We start from the raw sequence: 21975 nt of genomic DNA on the forward strand, positions 1-21975 counted from the left end.
GGGCGACAGGCCCGCCCCTCCAGCATGCCACGCCCCCACTCACGGCCACCGGTCGTGACCACGACGCCACCGCACCGGCCGCCGGTCCCGCAACCCCCACGTGGTGATCCGCCACAACGCCTCGGCCACGATCAGCGGACTCATCTTGCTGGCCCCCCGCTCCCGCTCGACGAACGTGATCGGCACCTCCACGATCCGCACCCCCGCCCGGTGCGCCAACCGCGACAACTCCACCTGGAACGAATACCCCTGCGAACACACCGACGAAAGGCCCATCGCCCGCAACGCCGACAACCGGTACACCCGGAACCCGCCCGTCGCATCCGACACCGGCATCCCCAACGCCATCCGCGCGTACAGGTTCCCGCACCGCGACAGCAGCAGCCGCCGCCACGGCCAGTTCACCACCCGCGCCCCACCCACCCACCGCGACCCGATCACCACGTCGGCGTCCCGGGCCGCCACCAGCAACGCCGGCAGGTCCTCCGGAGCGTGCGACCCGTCGGCGTCCATCTCCACCACCGCGTCGTAGCCGTGCTGCCGCGCCCACCCGAACCCCGCCAGGTACGCCGCCCCCAACCCCTGCTTACCGGGCCGGTGCAGCACGTGCACCTGAGCGTCGGTGCCGGCCATCGCCTCGGCCAGCGTCCCCGTACCGTCGGGGCTGTTGTCGTCGGCGACCAGCACGTCCACCGCCGGCGCGGCCCGACGCACCCGGGCCACCACGTCGGCGACGTTGTCGGCCTCGTTGTAGGTGGGGATCACCACCAGCACCCGGCCCACCCCCGGCTGTCCCGCGGCTGCCTCACCCACGTCCGTCCCCCGTTCCTGCCGGCTCACCCGCCGGTGGTGACCTCCCGGCGACGCCGCACCGCCCCCGCGACGACCAGGGCCACGACCGCCAACCCGGCCAGCGCCACCTCCGGCCACCGACCGGCCCGGGTGGCCGGGGTACGCCCGTCGGCGAGCGTCACCTCCCGCACCACCACCGCCCGGGTGTTGAACCCGGTGGCGTCGCTTACCCGCCCGTCCGGGGCGACGAACCCGGACACCCCGACCGTCGAGGCCATCAACGCCGCACGACCGTGCTCCACCGCCCGCAACCGCACCATCGCCAACTGCTGCCGGGCCTCCGCCACGTCGAACGTGGCGTTGTTCGTCTGCACCACCAGCAACTGCGCCCCACCGTCGACGGTGTCCCGCACCAGCCCGTCGTAGGCCACCTCGAAACAGATCACGTCACCGAGCACCACCGGACCCGCGTCGACCACCCCCGGCGTCGACCCCGCGACGAAATCGGCCCGCACCCGGTCGACCTGCTTGGACACCGCACGCGCCACCGACCGCATCGGCACGTACTCGGCGAACGGCACCGGATGCCGTTTCGTGTACACCTGGCCCAGATCCGGGCCGCTGCCCGGCCGCCACAGGATGCCCGCGTTGCGGACCTCACCGTCACCCGGGCCGGCCAGCACCGCCCCGACCAGGATCGGCGCGCCGACCGCGTCGGCCGCCTGCGAGATCCGCGCCCCCGCCGCGGCGTTGCGCAACGGATCGATGTCCGAGGAGTTCTCCGGCCACACCACCAGGTCGGGCCGCCGCTCGGCACCGGAGGCGACCCGCTCCGCCAACTGCAACGTCGCGTCGACGTGGTTGTTCAGCACCGCCTGCCGTTGGGCGTTGAAATCCAAACCCAACCGGGGCACGTTGCCCTGCACGATCGCCACCCGCACCGACCGGCCACCCGAATCGGCCCCCGACGGCACCAGCCACCCCACCGCCACCAGCGCCACCACCCCCGCCGCCGCCCCGACCACCGGCTGCCACCGCACCCCCGGCCACCGCCGCCACACCGCCACCAGCAGCAACCCGCCGGCCACCGCCACCACCCCGGTGACCAGCGGCGCACCCCCCAACCACGCCCAACCCAGCAGCGGCGACGCATCCTGACTGAACGCCAACCGCCCCCACGGGAACCCACCGAACGGGGTACGGTCCCGCAGCGCCTCCTGCCCCACCCACAACACCCCGGTCACCGGCGGCCACGCCCACCGCCACCGGTCCACCACCGGCGACACCCACGCCGTCGCCGCCCCCAGCACCGCCAGGTAGCCGGCCTGCAACAACGACAGCAGCACCCACGGCAGCAGCCCGGTGTGCAGGTTCGTCCACGCCAGCAGCGGCGCGAACAACGCCACCCCGGTCAGGAAACCCAAACCGGCGCCCGCCCGCAGCCGCCGCCGGTGCGTCACCGCCGCCAACCCGGCCACCCCGACCGCCGCCAACGGCCACCACCCGTACGGCGGGAACGCCGCCAGCAACGCCACCCCGGCGGCCACCGCCACCGGCACCGCCACCCGCAACGGCAACGGCGACGCCACCGGCCGCACCACAGTCGGGGTACGCGTCTCATCCCGGTCGAGCGTCGTCACCGGCACCTCACCACGATCACGGGCCGAAGGCTACCCGCCCCAGCCCGGCACCCCGACGCCACCGAGCCCGAACCGGCCGACGTCGCCGTGCGAAGCGGTGGGCGGACACGAAATCGGGGCGCGGCCTAAGCCGCGCCCCGATGCTCCCAGGCCCTTCCCGGCCGGTGGGGCGAGAACGAGCGACGCCGACCTTCGGACCGACCCGACGGTGGACTGGCTGCCCCCGCCTGGCCGTTGTCTACTGGCCGTGCCCCTCACCCTGCCCGTACACCGGTAACCGCGGCCGGTTCGCGCCGCCCCGCCGACCCCCGCCCGCTGGACCTGGCCGCCGCGACGCGATACACCAACAATGTCGCTCGGCCAGCGGACGAAGGGACGAAGCGAACAACAGCCGCTTCCCGTAGTAGGACTCAAAGACGGTACGGCCTACACCCCCGCCGCTGTCAACCCACCCCCGGCCAGTCGCCCCCACCAACCCGGCGTGTCGCGTCGGCGCGGCTCAATCCCCACCCAGATGCCGCCGCAGCAACGCCCCCGCCGCCCCCGGATGCTCCCCGGCGAGCAACCCACCGGCAGCCAGCACATAATCCACGTCCACCACCGGCCGCGCCGCCCGCGGCAACGGCCACCCACCCGCATGGTCGGTCAACACCTGCGTCAACACCCCCACCGCCGCCCCCGCATCGGCGTGACGCAGCACACCCCCGGAACCCACCAACAGCCGCACGTCCCGCAGATCCCGCCCGGCCCGCTCCCCCGTCGCCGCACCCCGGGCATGCCGCCGCAACGCCACCGTCGCCGCCAACGCCGCGAACCGCCCCTCCACCGCCCGGTCCCGACCGTCGACAGGCAGGAACCCCGGCTCGGCCGCCCGCGCCGCCGCCGCCACCCCCAACGCCTCCTGCCCCGCCGCATCCAACAACCGCTCCTCCACCGCCGCCCGCACCACCCCCGGCGCACTCCACCGCATCCCCAGGTCACCCTCCACCGTGCGGGCCCGCCACAACGACCCCGCCACCTCCCGACCCGGCCCGTCGGCCCGCTCGTCCGGCGTCAACACCGAATACACATCCGTCGTCGCCCCACCCACATCCACCACCACCAGATCACCACCCACCACATCGGCGAGGACCTCCACCCCGGTCAACACCGCATCCGGGGTCGCCGCCCGCACCAACCGGCCGAACCGGGCCCCCCGCGACAACCGCTTCCCACCGATGACATGCCGCAGGAACACCTCCCGGATCGCCGCCCGCGCCGACGCCGGCGCCAACACCCCGATCCGGGGCAGCACATTGTCCGCCACCGTCACCGGCACCCCCGCCGCCGTCAACACCCCCCGCAGCGTCTCCCGCACCTCCACGTTGCCCGCCAGCACCACCGGCACCCGCCACCGGGCCCGCGCCAACCGCGTCGCGTTGTGCGTCACCGTATCGACGTCCCCACCGTCGGTGCCCCCCACCAGCAACACCACGTCCGGGCGGGTCGCCCGCACCGCCGCCAGCTCCGCCGCCCCCAACCGGCCCGCCGCCACGTGCACCACGTTCGCGCCCGCCGACAACCCCACCCGACGACCCGCCTGCGCGGTCACCAACGGCTCGTAACCCACCACCGCCAGCCGCAACCCACCACCCGCCGACGAACACACGAACCACGGCAACGCCCCCGCCGCCCCCGCACCGGCCCCATCGGCCGCCGCACCCACCGCCGCATCCAATCCGTGCAGCACATCGGTCCCCACCGACGTAGGCGCCGACGCCGCCCCCACCAACCGGCCCGCGTCCAGATCCACCACCGCCGCCTTCGTCCAGGTCGACCCGACGTCAGCGCAGACCGCCAACCTCACGCCGCCGCCGCAACGACCACGGTGCCCGTCGCCGTCACCGCCACCACCGGCTCCGCCAACACCTCCGCCGCCGACGCACCCCGCTCCGGCCGCCCCCGACACACCACCCGCGCCACGAAATCGATCCCCCGGCTACGGGTACCCACCCGCACCACCGTCGCCGTCACCTCCACCACGTCACCCGCCCGCACCGACGACACGAACTGCACATCCGAATACGACGCGAACAACCCCTCGTCCCCATCGGTACGGATACACACCTCCGTCGCCACGTCCCCGAACAACCCCAACACGTACGCCCCATCCACCAGGTTCCCCGCATAGTGGGCATGCGCGTACGGCACATACCGCCGATGCGTCACCGTCAACCCCAACCGGGCACCACTCATCCCCGCGCCTCCCTGCTCGTCACCAACGCATGCACCAGATACGACGCCACCTCACCCGGCGTGGTACCCCGACCGAAGATCCGGTCCACCCCCAGCTCCGCCGTCATCGTCTCGTCGAACCGCGGCCCACCCACGATCAGCAACGGCCGCCTCCCCGCCGGCATCGCCTCCCGGAACGCCGCCGACATCTCCCGCGTGTTGTGCAGATGCGCATCACGCTGCGTCACCACCTGCGACACCAGCACCGCATCGGCCCGCTCCCGCCGCGCCGCCTCCACCAACTCCGGCACACTCACCTGCGCACCCAGATTCGACACCTTCAACTCCCGGTAGTACTCCAGACCCTTCTCCCCGGCGATACCCTTCACGTTGAGGATCGCGTCGATACCCACGGTGTGCGCATCCGTGCCGATACACGCCCCCACCACCGACAACTTGCGCCGCAACCGCCGCTTCACCACCGCGTTGACCTCCTTGGCCGACAGCAGCGGAAAGTCCCGCTCCACCACCTGCACCTGCGCCAGGTCCACCAGATGGTTCACCCGCCCATAAACCACGAAGAACGTGAACCCGTCACTCATCGGCTTCGCGTGCACCAGCATCGCCGGATCGATGCCCATCCTGTTCGCCAACTGCACCGCCGCACCCTCGGCCCGCTTGTCGTGCGACACCGGCAACGTGAACGACACCTGCACCATGCCGTCACCCGTCGTGTCCCCGTACGGCCGCACCACCGTCTTCTCACTCATGATGGTTGCCGCTCCAGGATCTCCGTGGCCGGGTTGTAGTAGTCCGCGTCGTGCCGCGCCACCCCGGACAGGCCCTTACCCCGGTCCGCCGGCCGCTTCATGATCCCGAACGTGCCCTCGGCGATCGCCGTCAACAACGACTGCTCCCCGATCCGCTCCAGCAACTCCACCGCCTCACCCAACACCCGGTGCGCCCGCTGCTGGATGAACCCACCCGACGCCGGCACGAAATCCTCGTGCAGCCCACCCGCAGCACCCAACACGTACCGCACGTTCTGCAGGGCGATGTCCCGGTCCGACAACCACGGCGTCACCACCGCCTCGGTCATCATCCCCACCAGCAGGATCCCCTGCCCCGTCATCGTCCCCACCAGATTGAAGAACCCGTCCAGCAGATTCCCCCGGAACACGTCACCCGTCATGTGCTTCGTCGGCGGCATCCACTTCAACGGCGCATCCGGAAACAACTCCCGCGCCAACAACGCATGCGCCAACTCCAACCGGAACGACTCCGGCACATCCGGATTGATCTCGAACGCGTGCCCCAACCCCAACTGCCCGTCAGTCAACCCCGCCTCATGCGCGAAGAACTCGTTGAGCAACTGCGACACCGTCACCGTGTGCGCCTCCTCGACCGCGTCGGCGGTCGTGAGGTAGTTGTCCTCACCGGTGTTGATGACGATCCCCGCCCGCGCGTGCACCTGCCGCGAAAACCGCTGATCCACGAACGTCCGGACCGGATTGATGTCCCGGAACAAAATCCCGTACATCGAGTCGTTGAGCATCATGTCCAGCCGCTCCAGACCCGCCAACGTGGCCATCTCCGGCATACACAGGCCCGACGCGTAGTTCGTCAACCGCACGTACCGACCCAACTCCCGCGACGACTCGTCCAACGCCGCCCGCATCAACCGGAAGTTCTCCTGCGTCGCATATGTGCCCGCGAACCCCTCCCGGGTCGCCCCCTCCGGCACATAGTCCAACAACGACTGACCCGTCGACCGGATCACCGCGATCACATCCGCACCCGCCCGCGCCGCCGCCTGCGCCTGCGGAATGTCCTCGTAGATGTCACCCGTCGCCACGATCAGATAGATCCACGGCCGCTGCTTCGGATCCCCGAACCGCCGCACGAGCCGATCCCGCTCGGCCCGCCGCCTGTCGATCCGCCGCACCCCCGCCCCCACCGCCCGCCGCGCCGCCCGCCGCGCCGCCGTGGCCGCCCTGCCCGTCGGCACCGCGAACCGCACCGACCCGGCAGCGGCCTTCTGCGCCAGCAGCGTCACGTCCCCGTGCTGCTCCCGCACCAGCGCATCGAACACCGGCAGCGCCACCCCGTGCCCCAGACCCACGTCCGCCACCACCGTGTCCACCAGCCGGTTCACCCACGGAATACCGTCCGGGTCCGCACCGGTCACCCCGGCCAGCCGCAACACCGCCCGCTCCACCGACACCGTGGTGTGGGTACGCGCCAACTCCACCACCGGCTGCCCGGCCCGACGCGCCAACTCCCGCGCCCGCGCCACCAGCGCCGGATCCAGGTCAAGCTTCGCCGTCACGACACGCCTTCCTCATAGATGACCTCGCCACGCAGCACCGTCGCCCGACACACAGGCAACGGCGTCGGATCCCCCGGACCCCGCAACTCCGGATCCCCGGACTGCAACACCGGCAACCCCCGCTCCACCCCCGCCGGGGCCTCCCACACCGCGAACGTCGCCGGCGCCCCCTTGGCGATCACACCCTCGTTGTCCAGATGCACCGCCCGCCACCCACCCCGGGTGTGCGCCGCGAACGCCGCCCGCACACTCAGCCGCTGCGCCGGATTGTGGTGCGCCGCCGCCGCCCGCACCGAACCCCACGGATCCAACGGCGTCACCGGCGAATCCGAACCGAGAGCCAACGCCACCCCCACCCCGTGCATCGCCCCCATCGGGTTCGACTCCCACGCCCGGTCCAACCCCAACCGCGACTCGTACATCCGGCCCGCACCACCCCACAACCGGTCGAACGCCGGCTGCACGCTCGCCACGATCCCGTACTCCACGAACCCGGCGATCAACCGCTTGCTCATGATCTCCGCGTGCTCCACCCGATGCCGCGCCGCCCGCACCCGGTCCGTGCCCAACACCGCAGCCGCCGCCGCGAACCCCGCCAACACCGTCCCGATCGCCGCATCACCGATCGCGTGGAAACCGCCCTGCACCCCGTGCGCCGCACAGTCCACCAGATGGTCACGCACCTGATCCGCGCTCAGATACCCGTGCCCACACCCCTCACCATCGCGGTACGGCCCCGACAGATGCGCCGTACGCGACCCCAACGCCCCGTCCGCGAACAGATCACCACCCGCCCCCACCGCCCCCAACTCCCGCGCCCGCGCCGCCCCCGACAACTCACCCCAGTACCCGTACACCTCCGGCAACCCCGCACCCGACAAACCCAACAAACCCGTGAAATCCTCCTCGTCGGAAATCTCCGGCCCACCACACTCGTGCACCGCCGCGATCCCCAACGACGCCGCCCGCGCCAACGCCACCCGCTGCGCCGCCACCCGCTGCGCCCGCGTCACCCCCGCCCGCGCCGCCGCCCGCACCACGTGATGCGCATCCCGCCGCAACCACCCCGACGCGTCGAAACCCGGCAAACCCGCCACCTGCGGACACGCCGCCAGCAACGCCTGCGACACCAACGCCGAATGGATCGACGCCTGCGACAGATACACCCGCCGGCCACCCGCCGCCCGATCCAACCGCGCCGCATCCGGCAACGCCGCATCCACCCAACCCGACTCGTCCCAGCCGTGCCCCAACACCACCGCATCCGACGGCAGACCCGCCGCGAACACCGCCACCGCATCCAGCAACCCGGCCGCCGACCGCACCGACGACAGATCCAGACCCGACAACACCAACCCGGTGTCCGTCGCATGCACGTGCGCGTCCACGAACGCCGGCGTCACCAACGCCCCGTCCAACTCCACCACCCGGTCGGCGGCCGGCACATCCGCCTCACCACCCAACCAGGCGATCCGCCCGTCCCGCACCAGCAGCGCCGTCGCGCTCGGCTCCGCCGGACAGTGCAGCACTCCACCGCGGTACAACGTCGAGGGGTTCGTCATGGCACTCAGTCTGCCGCCAACCGGGACGCGAAGAGACCACGTACCCCCGGCTCCGAGCGCACCAACCCCAACGCCAACTCCGCATGCCCCGGCACGTAACCGTTGCCCACCAGCATCGTCACGTCCGCCGCCAACCCCTCCGCACCCAACGCCGCCGCCGCGAAACTCGTCGCCATCGAGAAGAAGATCACCGTGCCGCCGTCCGCCGTGGCCAACACCGCACCGTGCTCACACCCCGGCACGTCCACGCACACCACCGTCACGTCCGCCGGCCCACCCAACGCCGTCGTCACCGCCGACGACAACCCCACCGGATCCCGCGCGTCAGCCAACGCCACCACCGACGCCAGACCCGCCGCCACCAGCGCGTCCCGCTCCGCCGCCACCGGCACCACCCCCACCGTACGACCGGCACCCGCCCGCCGCGCCGCCGCCAACGACAACGACCCGCTCTTACCGCCCCCACCGATCACCGCCACCGACACCGGCGACCCGTCACCGGCCCGCTCCCGCCGCGCCACCTGCTCGGCGACCACCCGGGCCGTCAACGCCGGCGCACCACACACGTCCAGCACCGCCAACGCCAACTCCGGATGCAGATCCGCCGGCAGCACCGCCGCGATCGACCTGGCGAACAGGATCGCGTACCCGTCGCACGGCACCTGCTCGCTGCGCCCGTCCCAGCGGGCCAACCCGTCGAGGATCACCAGCGGGGTCAGCGTCAACGACACCAACGTCGCCACCCGGTCACCCACCGCCAGCCCCAACGGTGACCGCCGACCGACCTCCTCCACCGTGCCGATCAGCATCCCGCCCGACCCGGTCACCGGATTCTGCATCTTGCCCCGCGCCGACACGATCTCCAGCACCTCGGCCCGGACCTTCTCGCCGTCCCCACCGTGCTTCTGCGCCAACTGCCGGAAACTCGCCGCGTCCAGGTTCAACCGCTCCACCCGGATCCGCACCTCGTTCGGGGCGATCCGCGGCTCGGCGTCCAACCGCCAGGCCGCCTGCGGCAGCACCCCCGCCGGTTCCACGACGCGGTGCAGACCCACCGGTGACGTCACGCCGACCTCCCCTCTCCGCCGCCCGAAGCCCCGACCAGGACCCACATCGCGGGAAAACTTACGGCAGACTAATTTCTTCGCCGGATATTTTCCAGTAGCCTTCGGGATCTACCAATCATCGACCGCCGGTCACCCCGGCCGAACACAGCACGAGGAGGGGCCGTGACCCGGACCCAACCGATGGCGACCATCCCCGGGCCCCGCCCCGCCCCCGCCGCCACACCCACCGCCGGGCAGCCCTACGAGTACCGCCGCAGCCCCCTGGTCGAACCCGACTGGACCCGCTTCCCCGGCTGGCGTGACGTCACCCGCGAGCAGTGGGAGAGCGCCCAGTGGCAACGCGTCAACTGCGTCAAGAACATCAAGCAACTGCGCGCCGTCCTCGGCGACACCGTCGACGAGACCTTCTACGCCGACCTCGCCGCCGACCAGCAGGCCCTGGCCACCATGTCGATGCTGGTGCCACCCCAGATGATCAACACGATGGTGCCGTTCGCACCGATGACCACCGAGGCGTTCCGCGCCGACCCCGTCCGGCGCTACATGATCCCCGTCGCCGCCGACCGGCGCACCGACTGGCCGTCGCACCCCTACGCCAGCCGCGACTCACTACACGAACACGACATGTGGGTCGCCGAGGGCCTCACCCACCGCTACCCCACCAAGGTCCTCGCCGAACTGCTCTCCACCTGCCCGCAGTACTGCGGGCACTGCACCCGGATGGACCTGGTCGGCAACTCCACCCCCGCCGTCGACAAACTCAAGCTCACCCTCAAGCCCGTCGACCGCTACGACGCCCACATCAGCTACCTCAAGGCCCACCCCGGCGTCCGCGACGTGGTCGTCTCCGGCGGCGACGTGGCCAACGTCCCCTGGCGCAACCTTGAGTCGTACCTCATGCGGCTGCTCGAACTCGAAACCGTCCGCGACATCCGGCTCGCCACCAAGGCCCTGATGGGCCTGCCCCAACACTGGCTCCAGAACGACGTCGTCGAGGGCCTGGAACGGGTCGCCCGCACCGCCGCCCGCCGCGGCGTCAACCTGGCCATCCACACCCACGTCAACCACGCACAGTCGATCACCCCACTGGTCGCCAGGGCCACCCAGACCGCCCTCGACGTCGGCGTCCGCGACGTCCGCAACCAGGGCGTCCTCATGCGCGGCGTCAACGCCACCGCCCCCGACCTGCTCGACCTCTGCTTCGCCCTGCAGGGCGAAGCCGGCATCCTGCCCTACTACTTCTACATGTGCGACATGATCCCCAACGCCGAGCACTGGCGGGTCCCGGTCTGGTACGCCCAGCAGCTCCAGCACGACATCATGGGCTACCTGCCCGGCTACGCCACCCCCCGGATCGTCTGCGACGTGCCCTTCGTCGGCAAGCGCTGGGTGCACATGCTCACCGAGTACGACCGGGAACGCGGCATCTCCTACTGGACCAAGAACTACCGCACCTCCATCGAATCGGCCGACCTGGCGGCGCTCGACAAGCGCTACGCCTACTACGACCCGATCGACACCCTCCCCGAGGCCGGCCAGCAGTGGTGGACCGCGCACCGCGACGACTGACCCGCACCACCCCGCCGCCCCCGCGACCCGGACCGGTCACCGGCGCTGCGGCCGTCACGCCCCGCGCGGGGCGTACATGATCACGGCGACGCCGAGCAGGCAGATCGCCGCGCCCGTCAGGTCCCACCGGTCCGGCCGGAAGCCGTCCACCACCACGCCCCACGCCAGCGACCCCGCGACGAACACCCCGCCGTACGCGGCCAGGATGCGGCCGAAGTTCGCATCAGGCTGAAACGTCGCCATGAAACCGTAGACGCCCAACGCGAGCACCCCGCCGGCGATCCACCACAACCCCCGGTGCTCCCGCCAGCCCTGCCAGATCAGCCACGCCCCACCGATCTCGGCGAGCGCGGCCAGCACGAACAACACCAACGAACGGGCGACCAGCATGCCCGCACGCTAACCCGGGTGGCCCCCGTACCGTGCCCAGGGGCCACCCGGCCGGCGCGGACCGTCAACGCATGGCGTCCCGTACGTCCCGACCGGCGTCCTTGACGTGCTCGCCGGCCTGCCGGGCCCGCGCCTCGCTCTGCTCGGTCGAGCCCTCGGCCCGCATCCGCTCGTTGTCGGTCATGTCGCCGAGCCGCTCCTTCGCGGCGCCGGTCAGCTCCTGGGCCTTGTTCTTCGCCTTGTCGGTGAAGCTCATGTCGCCTCCTGTCGCTGCGGCGGTCACGAGGCAGGAGCCCCGCACCGGTGGCGTCCCCGATCGGGCCGGGACGAAACAAAATCGCGCCGTAGGCGCTGGTCAGAAGGGGTGCGCCGGGGCGCACCACCTCTAGGGCATCCTAGGACAATAGGTGACCGGCCGGGACCGGCGGATGCTGGTTGACTGGGCGGATGAGCGAGATCATCCTGATCCGGCACGGCGAGACGACGTGGAGCGCCAGCCGACGGCACACCTCGTACACCGACCTGGAGCTGACCCCCGACGGTGAGCGGCAGGCCCGCGCGCTGGCCGGGGTGCTGACCGGGCAGCGCTTCGCCACCGTGCTCGCCAGCCCCCGACGCCGGGCGCTGCGCACCGCGCAGCTCGCCGGCCTCACCGTCGACGGCACCGACGACGACCTCACCGAATGGAACTACGGCCGGTACGAGGGCCGCACCACCGCCGACATCCACACCGAACGCCCCGACTGGAACATCTGGACCGACGGCTGCCCCGACGGGGAGTCCCCCGACCAGGTCGGCAACCGGGTCGACCGGCTGCTGGCCCGGCTCACGCCGCTGCTGGCCCAGGGCGACGTGGCCCTGGTCGGGCACGCCCACCTGCTCCGGGTCGTCGGCGCCCGGTGGATCGGCCTGCCCGCCGAAGGCGGCGGCAAACTACGCCTGGACACCGCCACCGTCAGCGTGCTCGGCCACGAACACGGCCGACCGGTCATCCTGCGCTGGAACGGCCGCTGAGCGGCCGCTGCGGCAGCTACGCCGGGGCCTCCGCGCCGCTGCGGCCACGGCCCCGCAGCTCGCCCACCTCCACCTTCGGCGGACGCCCCTCGTACGGGGTGGACAGCACCACAGTCGTACGGGTGGTGACGTTGGCGGCGGTGCGAATCTCCTGGAGCACCCGTTCCAGGCCGGCCGGCCCGGCCACCCGCACCAGGAGCAGGTAGAAGTCCTCCCCCGCCACCGAGTAGCAGGAGTCGATCTCGGGCAGGTGGGCCAGCCGCTCCGGCGCGTCGTCCGGCTGCGACGGGTCGAACGGCCGGATCGCCACGAAGGCGGTCATCGGCAGGTCCAACGCCTCGAACGACACCCGCGCTGTGTACCCGTTGATCACGCCGCGCTGTTCCAGCCGGCGGACCCGCTGGTGCACGGCCGAGACCGACAGGCCGACCCTCTCCGCTAGATCCGTGTACGACAGGCGGCCGTCGGCGGTCAGCGCGGCGACGATGGCACGGTCGATCTCCTCCACCCGTGCAACCTACCCGGTGGAGCGCTCCCCTGGCGACGACGTCCCGCCCGATGTGACGCTCAGCGGGCCGCCCGGTCGCGCACCGCGTCGGCCGCGAAGTTGAGCACCTCGGCCAGATCCTCCTCGTCGAGGAAGGGCAGATCGGTGAGGATGTCCGTCACCGACATCCCCTCCGCCATCATCGCCAGCAGGGTCGCCACCGGGACACGGGACTGCCGCACGCAGGGCGCGCCGCCCATCACCTCGGGGTCGATGGTGATCCGGGGAAACGTCACCGGCACAGGCTAGTCCCTCGCCAGCGCCCGCGAGATCACCAGCCGCTGGATCTGGTTGGTGCCCTCGACGATCTGGAGCACCTTCGCCTCCCGCATGTACCGCTCGACCGGGTGATCGGCCACGTAACCCGCCCCACCGAGCACCTGCACCGCGTCGGTGGTCACCCGCATCGCCACGTCGGTGGCGAACAGCTTCGCCTTGGCCGCCTCGATCGAGTACGGCCGGCCGGCGTCGCGCAACCGGGCCGCCGCCAGGGTCAACGCCCGCGCGGCGGAGATCTGGGTGGCCGCGTCGGCCAGCAGGAAACCCACCCCCTGGAAGTCGACGATGGCCCGACCGAACTGCTGCCGCTGCCGGGCGTAGCCGACGGCGTAGTCCAACGCCGCCTGGGCCAGACCGACCGCGCAGGCGGCGATGCCCAGCCGCCCCGAGTCCAGTGCGGACATCGCGATGGTGAAGCCCGCGCCCTCCCCGCCGATCAGCCGCTCGGCCGGCACCCGGGCGTCGTCGAAGGCGATCTGCGCCACCGGCGACGAGCGCAGCCCCATCGTCCGCTCGGCCGCCTGCGGCACGATGCCCGCCGTGCCCCGGTCGGCCAGCAGGCAGGAGATGCCCTTCGGGCCCGGCCCTCCGGTGCGGCAGAACACGTTGTAGAAGTCCGCCACCTGCGCGTGCGTGATCCACGCCTTGACCCCGGTGACCCGGTAGTCGTCGCCGTCGCGGACAGCCCGGGTGGTCAACCCGGCGGCGTCCGAGCCGCCCTGCGGCTCCGACAGGCAGTACGCCCCGAGCAGTTCCCCACCCACCAGCTCCGGCAGCAGCTTACGTTGGGCGTCGGTGCCGAACGCGGCAAGCGGATAGCAGGACAGGGTGTGCACGCTGACCGCCTCGGCGACCGCCAACCACCGACCGGCGAGGACCTCCAGCACCTGCAGGTAGACCTCGTACGGCTGGGCCGCGCCGCCGTGCTCCTCGGCATACGGCAGGCCCAGCAGGCCGGCCCGGCCCAGGGTGCGCAGCACCTCCCGGGGGAACTCGGCCCGCTCCTCGAAACCGGCGGCCCGGGGCGCGAGTTCCCGGTCGGCCAGTTCGGTGGCGAGGTCGAGCAGGTCGTGGGCCTCGTCGGTGGGAAGGATGCGGTCGACAGTCATAGCGCGATGAGCTCCAGAGGTGGGTGAGCCGCCGCCCGCCGTCCGCCGGGCGTCACCCCGCCAGCTTAACGGTCGTTCGGGTCGGGGCCCAGTCCGGCGGGGGCCGCCGCCGCGGTGAACCGCGCCCGCCACGGCCACGTACCACCTGACGCCTTCCCCGGTCCCGACGAGCCCGACCGGAGTTCCCATGCACCGACGCGCAGCACTGACCTCGACGGGGGTGGCCCTCGCCGCGCTCGTCGCCGGCTGGGCGGCCCTGACCGTCCCCACCGCCAACGCCGACACCGACGCCGCGCCACCGGCCGCCACCAGCCCGACGCCCACCAGCCCCGCCGGCAGCGGGACGCCCGACCCGGCACCGGCCACCCGCGAACCCGCCGCCGGACAACCGGCCGCCGCGCCCGCCGGGTCACCTGTGGACCGGCACGGCCGGCTGCGGGTGTGCGGGGTGCACCTGTGCGACGCGGCCGGCGAGCCGGTCCAGTTACGCGGGATGAGCAGTCACGGCCTCCAGTTCTTCCCGGACTGCCTCAACCCCGACTCGCTGGCCGCGCTGCGCACCGACTGGCGTGCCGACTTCGTCCGGGTGGCGATGTACGTCCAGGAGGGCGGGTTCGAGACCGACCCGGCCGGCTTCACCAGCCGGGTCGACGAGGCGGTGGAGACCGCCAGCGCGCTCGGCCTCTACGTGGTGGTCGACTTCCACGTCCTGACCCCCGGCGACCCGCTGGTCAACCTGGACCGCGCCCGGTCGTTCTTCGCCGACGTCGCCACCCGGCACGCCGGCCGGACCAACGTGCTCTGGGAGATCGCCAACGAGCCCAACGGGGTCGACTGGGCCACCATCAAGAGCTACGCCGAGCAGGTCATCCCGGTGATCCGGGCCGCCGACCCGGACAGCGTGGTGCTGGTCGGCACCCGGGGCTTCTCCTCCCTCGGCGTGTCCGAGGGCGCCGACGAGACCGAGGTGACCGACGACCCGGTCGACGCCGGGAACATCATGTACACCTTCCACTTCTATGCCGCGTCCCACCGGGACCTGCAACGCGACACGGTGGCCCGGGCCGCCCGGAGCCTGCCGCTGTTCGTCAGCGAGTTCGGCACCCAGACCTTCACCGGTGACGGCCCCAACGACCTGGACAGCGCCACCACCTGGCTGGACCTGCTGCAACGCCTGAAGATCAGCTACTCGATGTGGAGCTACTCCGACGGTCCGGAGAGCAACTCGGTGTTCCGGCGAGGCACCTGCGCCGGCACCGACTTCACCGGCACCGCCGTGCTGACCGAGTCCGGGCAGTTCATCCGCACCCGGCTGCGGGGCTGACCGACCGCCGGGTCCGTCAGCCGGTGACGGCGACGCCGACCCGGCGGACCCGCTCGGCGTGGGTCAGCACGTCCACGCTGTCGACGTACTGGTCCACCGCGCCGACCAGCGGCCGGTCCCGCAGCGCCGGGTCGACGATCGCGGCCCGCAGCGCGGTGGCCAGGCGCGGCGCGTCCAGCACCAGGAAGGGCCGCCCGTGGAAGGGCCGGGCCGCGACGTCGACCGGCCCGGCCAGCCCGGTGTCGTTGGTCCACCCGGCGACCGTCTCCAGCGCCCGCACCAGCCCCACCTGCCGGTGCGGCCAGTCACCCGGCCCGAGCGCGTCCGCCAGCGCCGCCACCACCGGGCCGGCGTCCGGCAGCGCGGCGAACACGCTGCCGAGCCACTTGTCGTACGGCGGCCAACGCCGACGGGCCAGCAGCCCCAGCCGCATCAGGTCCCGGGCCACCCGGGCGGCCACCAGCCGGCTGCCCAGCGCGTCACCCACCTCGGCGCACCGGCCGACCAGGTGCTCGGCCTGCCCCACCCGGGTCCATCCGGCGGCCAGCACGTGCCGCCACACGTCGTCCGGATACCAGGCCAGGGCGGCCCGGACCGCGCCGACCGCGCCGCCGGGCAGGCCGTCGTGGAACACCGCCCCGCCGGTCACCTCGGCCAGCCGCTGGGTCGGCAGGGTCAGCCAGTCGACGGTGGTGACCGCGACTGCCGGGTCGAACCCCAACCGGTCCCGAAGCCAGTCCCGCCAGGGGAACACCTGCACCCCGCTGCGGTCCCCGGCGACGTCCGGCACCCCCAGCCGGGCGGTCGGCCAGCTGAGGAACCGGGTCGGCCGGCCCAGGAAGCGCGACGGCAGGTCGGCCAGCGCCGCCCGCACCGACCCCACCTCGGCCGCGTCGGCCAGGAAGACCTGCGCGCGGGGCCCCCAGTCGTGGTCGGTGGAACGCTCGGTGTCCCGACCCAGCAGCTCCGAACCGCCGTCGAGCAGCCCGGCGGAGTACCGCAGGCCCGGCAGACGCTGTGCCAGCAGCGGTCCGACGACCTCGTCGTGGAAACGCCGGCACAGCACCAGACCGGGCACGAAGTCCATGCCCGCAGTCTCACCCGGCGGGCACCGGGCCGTCACCCCGGTTTCCCGACGGCACGACCACCGGGTGGCCGCCGGACGGCAGCGGCACGGTCCCGGGCACCGCGCCGCTGCCGTGGCCGGTACGGCCGGTGGGCGTCCCCCATCTCGTCGGTGGGGTGTGCCAGGCTGTCGGCGTGGCAGACCAACAGCCGATCCTGCTGATCGACGCCCCCAGCCTCTACTTCCGGGCCTACTTCGGGGTGCCCGAGTCGGCGGCACGGACCGACGACGGCCAGCCGGTCAACGCGGTGCGCGGGTTCCTCGACATGCTCGCCCAACTGGTCCGCACCCGCCGGCCCGACCGGATGGTCTGCGCGCTCGACCACGACTGGCGGCCCGCCTGGCGGGTGGAGCTGCTGCCGTCGTACAAGGCACACCGGGTCGCAGCCGAGGGCGGCGAGGAGGTGCCGGACACCCTCTCCCCGCAGGTGCCGGTGATCCTCGACGTGTTGGCCGCGATCGGCATCACCGCCGTCGGCGCGACCGGCTACGAGGCCGACGACGTGCTGGGCACCCTGTCGGTCACCCAGCCCGGCCCGGTCGAGGTGGTCTCCGGCGACCGGGACCTGTTCCAACTCGTCGACGACGACCGCCGGGTCCGGCTGCTCTACATCGGTCGCGGGGTGGCCAAGCTCGACGACTGCGACGACGCCGCCGTCCGGGCCCGCTACGGCGTCCCCGCCGACCGGTACGCCGACTTCGCCGCCCTGCGCGGTGACCCGAGCGACGGGCTGCCCGGGGTGCCCGGGGTGGGCGAGAAGACGGCCGCCCGGCTGATCGACCGCTACGGTGGCCTGCCCGGCATCCTCGCCGCGCTCGACGACCCCGGCTCCGGGTTCGCCCCGGGGCTGCGCGCCAAGCTCGACGGTGCCCGCGACTATCTGGCGGTCGCCCCGAAGGTGGTCCGGGTCGCCACCGACGTCCCGCTGCCGGCGCTGCCGACCGCGCTGCCGGCGGCCCCCGCCGACCCCGACCGGCTGTTGGAGCTGGCGAAGCGGTGGAACCTGGCCGGCTCGTGCCGGCGACTCGTCGACGCCCTCGCCGCGCGGCCCTGAGACCCCGGCACCCCGACCCCGGTCAGCGGGGCGGCGGGGCGTCCCGGCGGGACGGGAACGGGGTGCCCGGCCGGCCCAGAGTGGTCGACCGGGCGCGCAGGCCCACCGGGTCCGGGGCCGCCTGCGGTTCGACGACCGGCGCGCCTACCTGCCGGGCCTGCAGGTAGGCGGCGGCGGCCCGGTCGTCGTCGGTGGGCGCGGCAAGCAGCGCGTAGACCAACCCCACCACCACGAAGATCACCGCGAGGACGATCGGCACCAGCAGGGTGCTCACCCCCGCGCCGGTCACCTCGCCGCGCTGCCCGTGCAGGTGCACCGACAGCGCGCTCATCCCGGTGAAGTGCATACCGTTGACCGCCACCCCCATCACCAGGGCGGAACCGGCGATCGCCAGGCCCCGGCGGACGGTCATCGCCAGCCACAGCGCCACGGTGGCCGCGACGATGGCGATGGCCACCGACAGCCCGACCCGGGTGGCGTCGTAGTTCAGGTCACCGTTGAGCCGCATCGCGGCCATCCCGGTGTAGTGCATGGCCGCGACGCCGATCCCGGTGAACAGGCCACCGCCGAGGACCTTCGCCGCGCCGAGCCGGCCAGTACCGACGATGGCCAGGCCGATCCCGACGGCGGTGACGGCGATCACCGTGCTCGCGGCGGTCAGCGGCACGTCGTACCGGATGCGGGTGCCGGTGACCGCGAACCCGAGCATGGCCATGAAGTGCATCGCCCAGATCGCGGTGCCACCGATCGCCCAGGCGGCCAGCAGGCCCCACCAGAAGCGCTGACCGGAACCGGTGGCGGTACGGATCCGCCCGGCACACACCAGACCGAGGAACGAACCGAGCACCGACAGCGCGTAACTCAGCGCCGGTGTTATCCACCCGTACTCAAAGTGATTGATCTCCGCCACGGCGGTCTTCCCCCCACTCGTTACCGGCGCGTAGGCGACCGCGCCGGAGCAATGATCGGGGAGGCTCCGAGCAGGCGCAACAGTGCCCCCTCGGCAATCCGGGGGGTGTCGTCACGGTGACCGTGCGATGCGTCGGTTCACCCCCCAACGGTGACCGAAAGTGATGATCAGGCGGAGGTGTAATGGGCCAGTACGCCCCGGTTCACGGCGGCGATCGCCTGCCGGGCGGTCGCCCGCAGCTCCGTCGACGCCCCGCCGGAGTCGGATAGTTGACCGAGCAGGTCGGCGACCTGCCGGGCCCAGCGGACGAAATCCCCCGCCGGCATCTCGCCGTCGAACTGGTGGCCACTGGCGAGCACCTTGGCCAGGGTCTCCCCCCGTGCCCACCGGTAGATCGGCCAGGCGAACCCGAGATCCGGCTCCCGGGTCGCGGTCAGGCCCCGCTGCGCCTCGTCGGCCTCGATCTCGCCCCACAACGTGAGCGTCTCGTCGACCGCGTCGGCGACCGGCCCACGCGGCAGCGACGCCCGCTCGTCGACGTCCCGCCGGGCCTCGAACACCACCACCGACACGGCGGCGGCCAGCTCCGCCGGGGACAGGCCGTCCCAGACACCCCGCCGCAGACACTCGGCGACCAGCAGGTCGGCCTCCGTCCAGATCCGGCCGAGCATCCGACCGGCGTCGGTCACCCCACCGTCGGCCGACAGGTAACCCCGGGCCGTCAGCAGGGCGACGATCCGGTCGAAGGTCCGGGCCAACGAGCCCGTCCGCCCCGACACCCGCTGCCGCAACTCGTCGGTGTCCTTCTCCAACCGCCGTCGCCGCTCCGCCCACCGGGCGTGGTCCTCCCGCTCCGGGCAGGCGTGACAGGGATGCCGCCGCAACTCGGTGCGGAGCTGGCTGAGCCGGTGGTCCTCACCGACGGCCTGCCGGGACCGGCCACCCCGCCGGCCACCGTGCCGATCCAGCCCGGTGCCGCTGACCTCGGCGGCCAGATCCCGCCGGGCGGCAGGCGACCGGTGGTTGAAGTGCTTGGGCACCCGGATCCGGGCCAGCACCTCGGCCGGGGTGGTGAAGTCGCCGGGACTGACCCGACCCGCCCAGCGGTCCTGGGTCAGCACCAGCGGCCGGGGCTCACCGAACCCCCCGGTCGCCGGATCGAGGACGACCGCGAGCCCGGCCCGCCGCCCCGACGGCACCCGGATCACGTCACCGACCCGCAACCGCTCCAACGCCGCCACCGCGGCGGCCTTACGCTGGGTCTGCCCCTGCCTGGCGATCGCCCGCTCCCGGTCGGCGATGGCCACCCGCAGCGCGAAGTACTCGTCGAAATCACCCTGATGGCAGGCCGCCTCCGCGCCGTACGCGTCGATGGTCTCGGTGTTGCGCTGCACCTGACGGGCCAGCCCGACCACCGACCGGTCCGCCTGGAACTGGGCGAACGACGACTCCAGCAGCGCCCGCGCCGGCTCCGCCCCCACGCTGCCGACCAGGTTGACCGCCATGTTGTACGACGGACGGAAGCTCGACCGCAACGGATAGGTACGGGTGGAGGCCAGGCCCGCCACGTGCCGAGGGTCGGTCTCGGGTGACCACACCACCACCGCGTGCCCCTCGACGTCGATACCCCGTCGACCGGCCCGCCCGGTCAGCTGCGTGTACTCCCCCGGGGTGAGATCGACGTGGGCCTCGCCGTTGAACTTGACCAGCCGCTCCAGCACCACGCACCGGGCCGGCATGTTGATCCCCAAGGCCAGGGTCTCGGTGGCGAAGACCGCCTTGACCAGCCCCCGGACGAACAACTCCTCGACGACCTCCTTGAACACCGGCAACATCCCGGCGTGGTGGGCGGCCAGGCCACGCTCCAACCCGTCGAGCCACTCCCAGTAACCCAGCACGCTGAGGTCCTCGCCGGGGATGGCGGTGACCCGGGACTCCACCACCCGACGGATCTCGGCGCGTTCCTCCACCGAGGTCAGCCGCAGACCGGCCGCCAGGCACTGCTGCACGGCGGCGGCGCAGCCGGCCCGGCTGAAGATGAACAGAATCGCCGGGAGCAGCCCCTCCCGGTCGAGCCGGTCGACGATGTCCGGACGCAACGGCCCCCGCCAGCGCGGCCCCCGCCGACCGCCGCCGGGGCCCGTGCTGCGCCCCTCCCCCAGTTCCAGCCGGCGGGTCTGCTCCCGGGTGTAGCGCAGCAGTTCCGGGTGCACGTCGTGCTTGCGGGCCGCGTCGGCGTCGTGGAACAGGTCGAACATCCGCCTGCCGACCAGCATGTGCTGCCACAGCGGCACCGGCCGGTGCTCGCTGACCACCACCGCCGTCTCACCGCGCACGGTGACCAGCCAGTCGGCGAACTCCTCGGCGTTGGAGACCGTCGCCGACAGCGACACCAGGGTCACCGAGGAGGGCAGGTGGATGATCACCTCTTCCCAGACCCCGCCCCGGAACCGGTCGGCCAGGTAGTGCACCTCGTCCATCACCACGTACGCCAGGCCGGTCAGGGCGCTCGACCCGGCGTAGAGCATGTTGCGCAGCACCTCGGTGGTCATCACCACCACCGGGGCGTCCCCGTTGATCGCGTTGTCACCGGTGAGCAACCCCACCTGCGCGGCACCGTAACGCTGCACCAGGTCGTGGTATTTCTGGTTGGACAGCGCCTTGATCGGCGTGGTGTAGAAGCACTTGCGCCGGGCCGGCGGGGTCGACGACCCGTCGGCCGCCGCCGTGGGCGTGCCCCGCAGCGCCAGGTGCACCGCGAACTCGCCGACCACCGTCTTGCCCGCCCCGGTCGGGGCGCAGACCAGCACCCCGCTGCCCCGCTCCAGCGACTGGCACGCCTCGCGCTGGAAATCGTCGAGATCGAACCCCAGGTCGAGGGCGAACTCTTCCAGGGCCGGGAACTGGGCGGCCTGGGCAGCCCGGCGACGTGCCTCGGCGTACCGCTCGGCGGGGCTCGACATGCCAGCAAGATTAATCGGTGCCACCGACACCCACCGCCAAGGCCGTCCGGCACGGGCGTCGGGGCGGGTCGGTAGGGTGCACGAC

General features: G+C 72.6%; 20 protein-coding genes. 4 read left to right on the forward strand and 16 right to left on the reverse strand.

Annotation, left to right across the window (positions count from 1 at the left end):
- Window positions 1-39: 39 nt before the first annotated feature.
- The 8 genes from ACWCHM_RS12100 to kdd all read right to left on the reverse strand — a co-directional run bounded on the left by ACWCHM_RS12100 (window position 40) and on the right by kdd (window position 9604).
- The gene (locus tag ACWCHM_RS12100) at window positions 40-813 is read right to left on the reverse strand and encodes a polyprenol monophosphomannose synthase (RefSeq protein ID WP_281897607.1); all 774 of its coding nucleotides are present in this window, start codon (window positions 811-813) and stop codon (window positions 40-42) included.
- A gap of 23 nt (window positions 814-836) precedes the next feature.
- Window positions 837-2432 (reverse strand): apolipoprotein N-acyltransferase, encoded by a 1596-nt coding sequence (lnt, locus tag ACWCHM_RS12105; protein WP_454222474.1) that lies wholly within the window; start codon window positions 2430-2432, stop codon window positions 837-839.
- A gap of 499 nt (window positions 2433-2931) precedes the next feature.
- Complete coding sequence (locus ACWCHM_RS12110; protein WP_454222475.1) at window positions 2932-4278, reverse strand: glutamate mutase L; 1347 nt, start codon at window positions 4276-4278, stop codon at window positions 2932-2934.
- Window positions 4275-4667 (reverse strand): 3-aminobutyryl-CoA ammonia lyase, encoded by a 393-nt coding sequence (kal, locus tag ACWCHM_RS12115; RefSeq protein WP_204959826.1) that lies wholly within the window; start codon window positions 4665-4667, stop codon window positions 4275-4277. The genes ACWCHM_RS12110 and kal overlap by 4 nt, the downstream gene beginning before the upstream one ends.
- Window positions 4664-5416 (reverse strand): lysine 5,6-aminomutase subunit beta, encoded by a 753-nt coding sequence (gene kamE / locus ACWCHM_RS12120; RefSeq protein ID WP_204959827.1) that lies wholly within the window; start codon window positions 5414-5416, stop codon window positions 4664-4666. Before kamE ends, kal begins: the two co-directional genes overlap by 4 nt.
- Window positions 5413-6975 carry a lysine 5,6-aminomutase subunit alpha gene (gene kamD / locus ACWCHM_RS12125; protein ID WP_421488396.1) on the reverse strand — a complete coding sequence of 521 codons (1563 nt, stop codon included), beginning with the start codon at window positions 6973-6975 and terminating at the stop codon, window positions 5413-5415. The genes kamE and kamD overlap by 4 nt, the downstream gene beginning before the upstream one ends.
- Window positions 6972-8537: an amidohydrolase gene (locus tag ACWCHM_RS12130; protein ID WP_454222476.1), complete on the reverse strand. Its 1566-nt coding sequence runs from the start codon at window positions 8535-8537 to the stop codon at window positions 6972-6974. Before ACWCHM_RS12130 ends, kamD begins: the two co-directional genes overlap by 4 nt.
- Window positions 8538-8542: 5 nt before the next feature.
- Window positions 8543-9604, reverse strand: coding sequence for an L-erythro-3,5-diaminohexanoate dehydrogenase (gene kdd, locus ACWCHM_RS12135; protein WP_449560102.1), 1062 nt, complete (start codon window positions 9602-9604; stop codon window positions 8543-8545).
- A 162-nt stretch (window positions 9605-9766) separates the two neighbouring features.
- Between kdd and ACWCHM_RS12140 the strand changes: the two genes are divergently transcribed.
- A complete protein-coding gene (locus tag ACWCHM_RS12140) occupies window positions 9767-11173 on the forward strand; it encodes a KamA family radical SAM protein (protein WP_372446001.1) in 1407 nt (468 codons plus the stop codon).
- 54 nt (window positions 11174-11227) lie between these two features.
- Here ACWCHM_RS12140 and ACWCHM_RS12145 read toward each other — a convergent pair whose 3' ends face one another.
- Window positions 11228-11563, reverse strand: a complete 336-nt coding sequence (locus ACWCHM_RS12145) for a YnfA family protein (RefSeq protein ID WP_454222478.1) — start codon at window positions 11561-11563, stop codon at window positions 11228-11230.
- A 64-nt stretch (window positions 11564-11627) separates the two neighbouring features.
- The gene (locus ACWCHM_RS12150; RefSeq protein ID WP_204959831.1) at window positions 11628-11819 is read right to left on the reverse strand and encodes a CsbD family protein; all 192 of its coding nucleotides are present in this window, start codon (window positions 11817-11819) and stop codon (window positions 11628-11630) included.
- Window positions 11820-12010: 191 nt separating this feature from the next.
- Between ACWCHM_RS12150 and ACWCHM_RS12155 the strand changes: the two genes are divergently transcribed.
- The gene (locus tag ACWCHM_RS12155; RefSeq protein ID WP_454222479.1) at window positions 12011-12577 is read left to right on the forward strand and encodes a histidine phosphatase family protein; all 567 of its coding nucleotides are present in this window, start codon (window positions 12011-12013) and stop codon (window positions 12575-12577) included.
- A 16-nt stretch (window positions 12578-12593) separates the two neighbouring features.
- Here ACWCHM_RS12155 and ACWCHM_RS12160 read toward each other — a convergent pair whose 3' ends face one another.
- Genes ACWCHM_RS12160 through ACWCHM_RS12170 form a run of 3 tightly spaced genes read right to left on the reverse strand, consistent with a single transcriptional unit; the run spans window position 12594 to window position 14512 of the window.
- Complete coding sequence (locus ACWCHM_RS12160) at window positions 12594-13085, reverse strand: Lrp/AsnC family transcriptional regulator (RefSeq protein ID WP_204959833.1); 492 nt, start codon at window positions 13083-13085, stop codon at window positions 12594-12596.
- Window positions 13086-13144: 59 nt separating this feature from the next.
- Window positions 13145-13360 carry a DUF433 domain-containing protein gene (locus tag ACWCHM_RS12165; RefSeq protein WP_088647100.1) on the reverse strand — a complete coding sequence of 72 codons (216 nt, stop codon included), beginning with the start codon at window positions 13358-13360 and terminating at the stop codon, window positions 13145-13147.
- A gap of 9 nt (window positions 13361-13369) precedes the next feature.
- On the reverse strand, window positions 13370-14512 hold the full coding sequence (locus ACWCHM_RS12170) for an acyl-CoA dehydrogenase family protein (RefSeq protein WP_204959834.1): 1143 nt from the start codon (window positions 14510-14512) through the stop codon (window positions 13370-13372).
- Between the two features lie 187 nt (window positions 14513-14699).
- Between ACWCHM_RS12170 and ACWCHM_RS12175 the strand changes: the two genes are divergently transcribed.
- Entirely contained in the window at window positions 14700-15836 is a 1137-nt protein-coding gene (locus ACWCHM_RS12175) for a glycoside hydrolase family 5 protein (protein ID WP_454222482.1), read from the forward strand.
- A 16-nt stretch (window positions 15837-15852) separates the two neighbouring features.
- Here the strand turns inward: ACWCHM_RS12175 and ACWCHM_RS12180 are convergent, their stop codons facing one another.
- Window positions 15853-16923, reverse strand: coding sequence for a DUF4037 domain-containing protein (locus ACWCHM_RS12180; RefSeq protein WP_454222483.1), 1071 nt, complete (start codon window positions 16921-16923; stop codon window positions 15853-15855).
- A 173-nt stretch (window positions 16924-17096) separates the two neighbouring features.
- On the opposite strand from ACWCHM_RS12180, the gene ACWCHM_RS12185 reads away from it, so the two are divergent.
- On the forward strand, window positions 17097-18017 hold the full coding sequence (locus ACWCHM_RS12185; protein ID WP_204959837.1) for a 5'-3' exonuclease: 921 nt from the start codon (window positions 17097-17099) through the stop codon (window positions 18015-18017).
- Between the two features lie 22 nt (window positions 18018-18039).
- Here the strand turns inward: ACWCHM_RS12185 and ACWCHM_RS12190 are convergent, their stop codons facing one another.
- On the reverse strand, window positions 18040-18927 hold the full coding sequence (locus tag ACWCHM_RS12190) for an MHYT domain-containing protein (RefSeq protein ID WP_204959838.1): 888 nt from the start codon (window positions 18925-18927) through the stop codon (window positions 18040-18042).
- A gap of 167 nt (window positions 18928-19094) precedes the next feature.
- Window positions 19095-21890 carry a DEAD/DEAH box helicase gene (locus ACWCHM_RS12195; protein WP_281897630.1) on the reverse strand — a complete coding sequence of 932 codons (2796 nt, stop codon included), beginning with the start codon at window positions 21888-21890 and terminating at the stop codon, window positions 19095-19097.
- Window positions 21891-21975: the final 85 nt, after the last annotated feature.

This window comes from Micromonospora sp. SCSIO 07396, assembly GCF_053667945.1.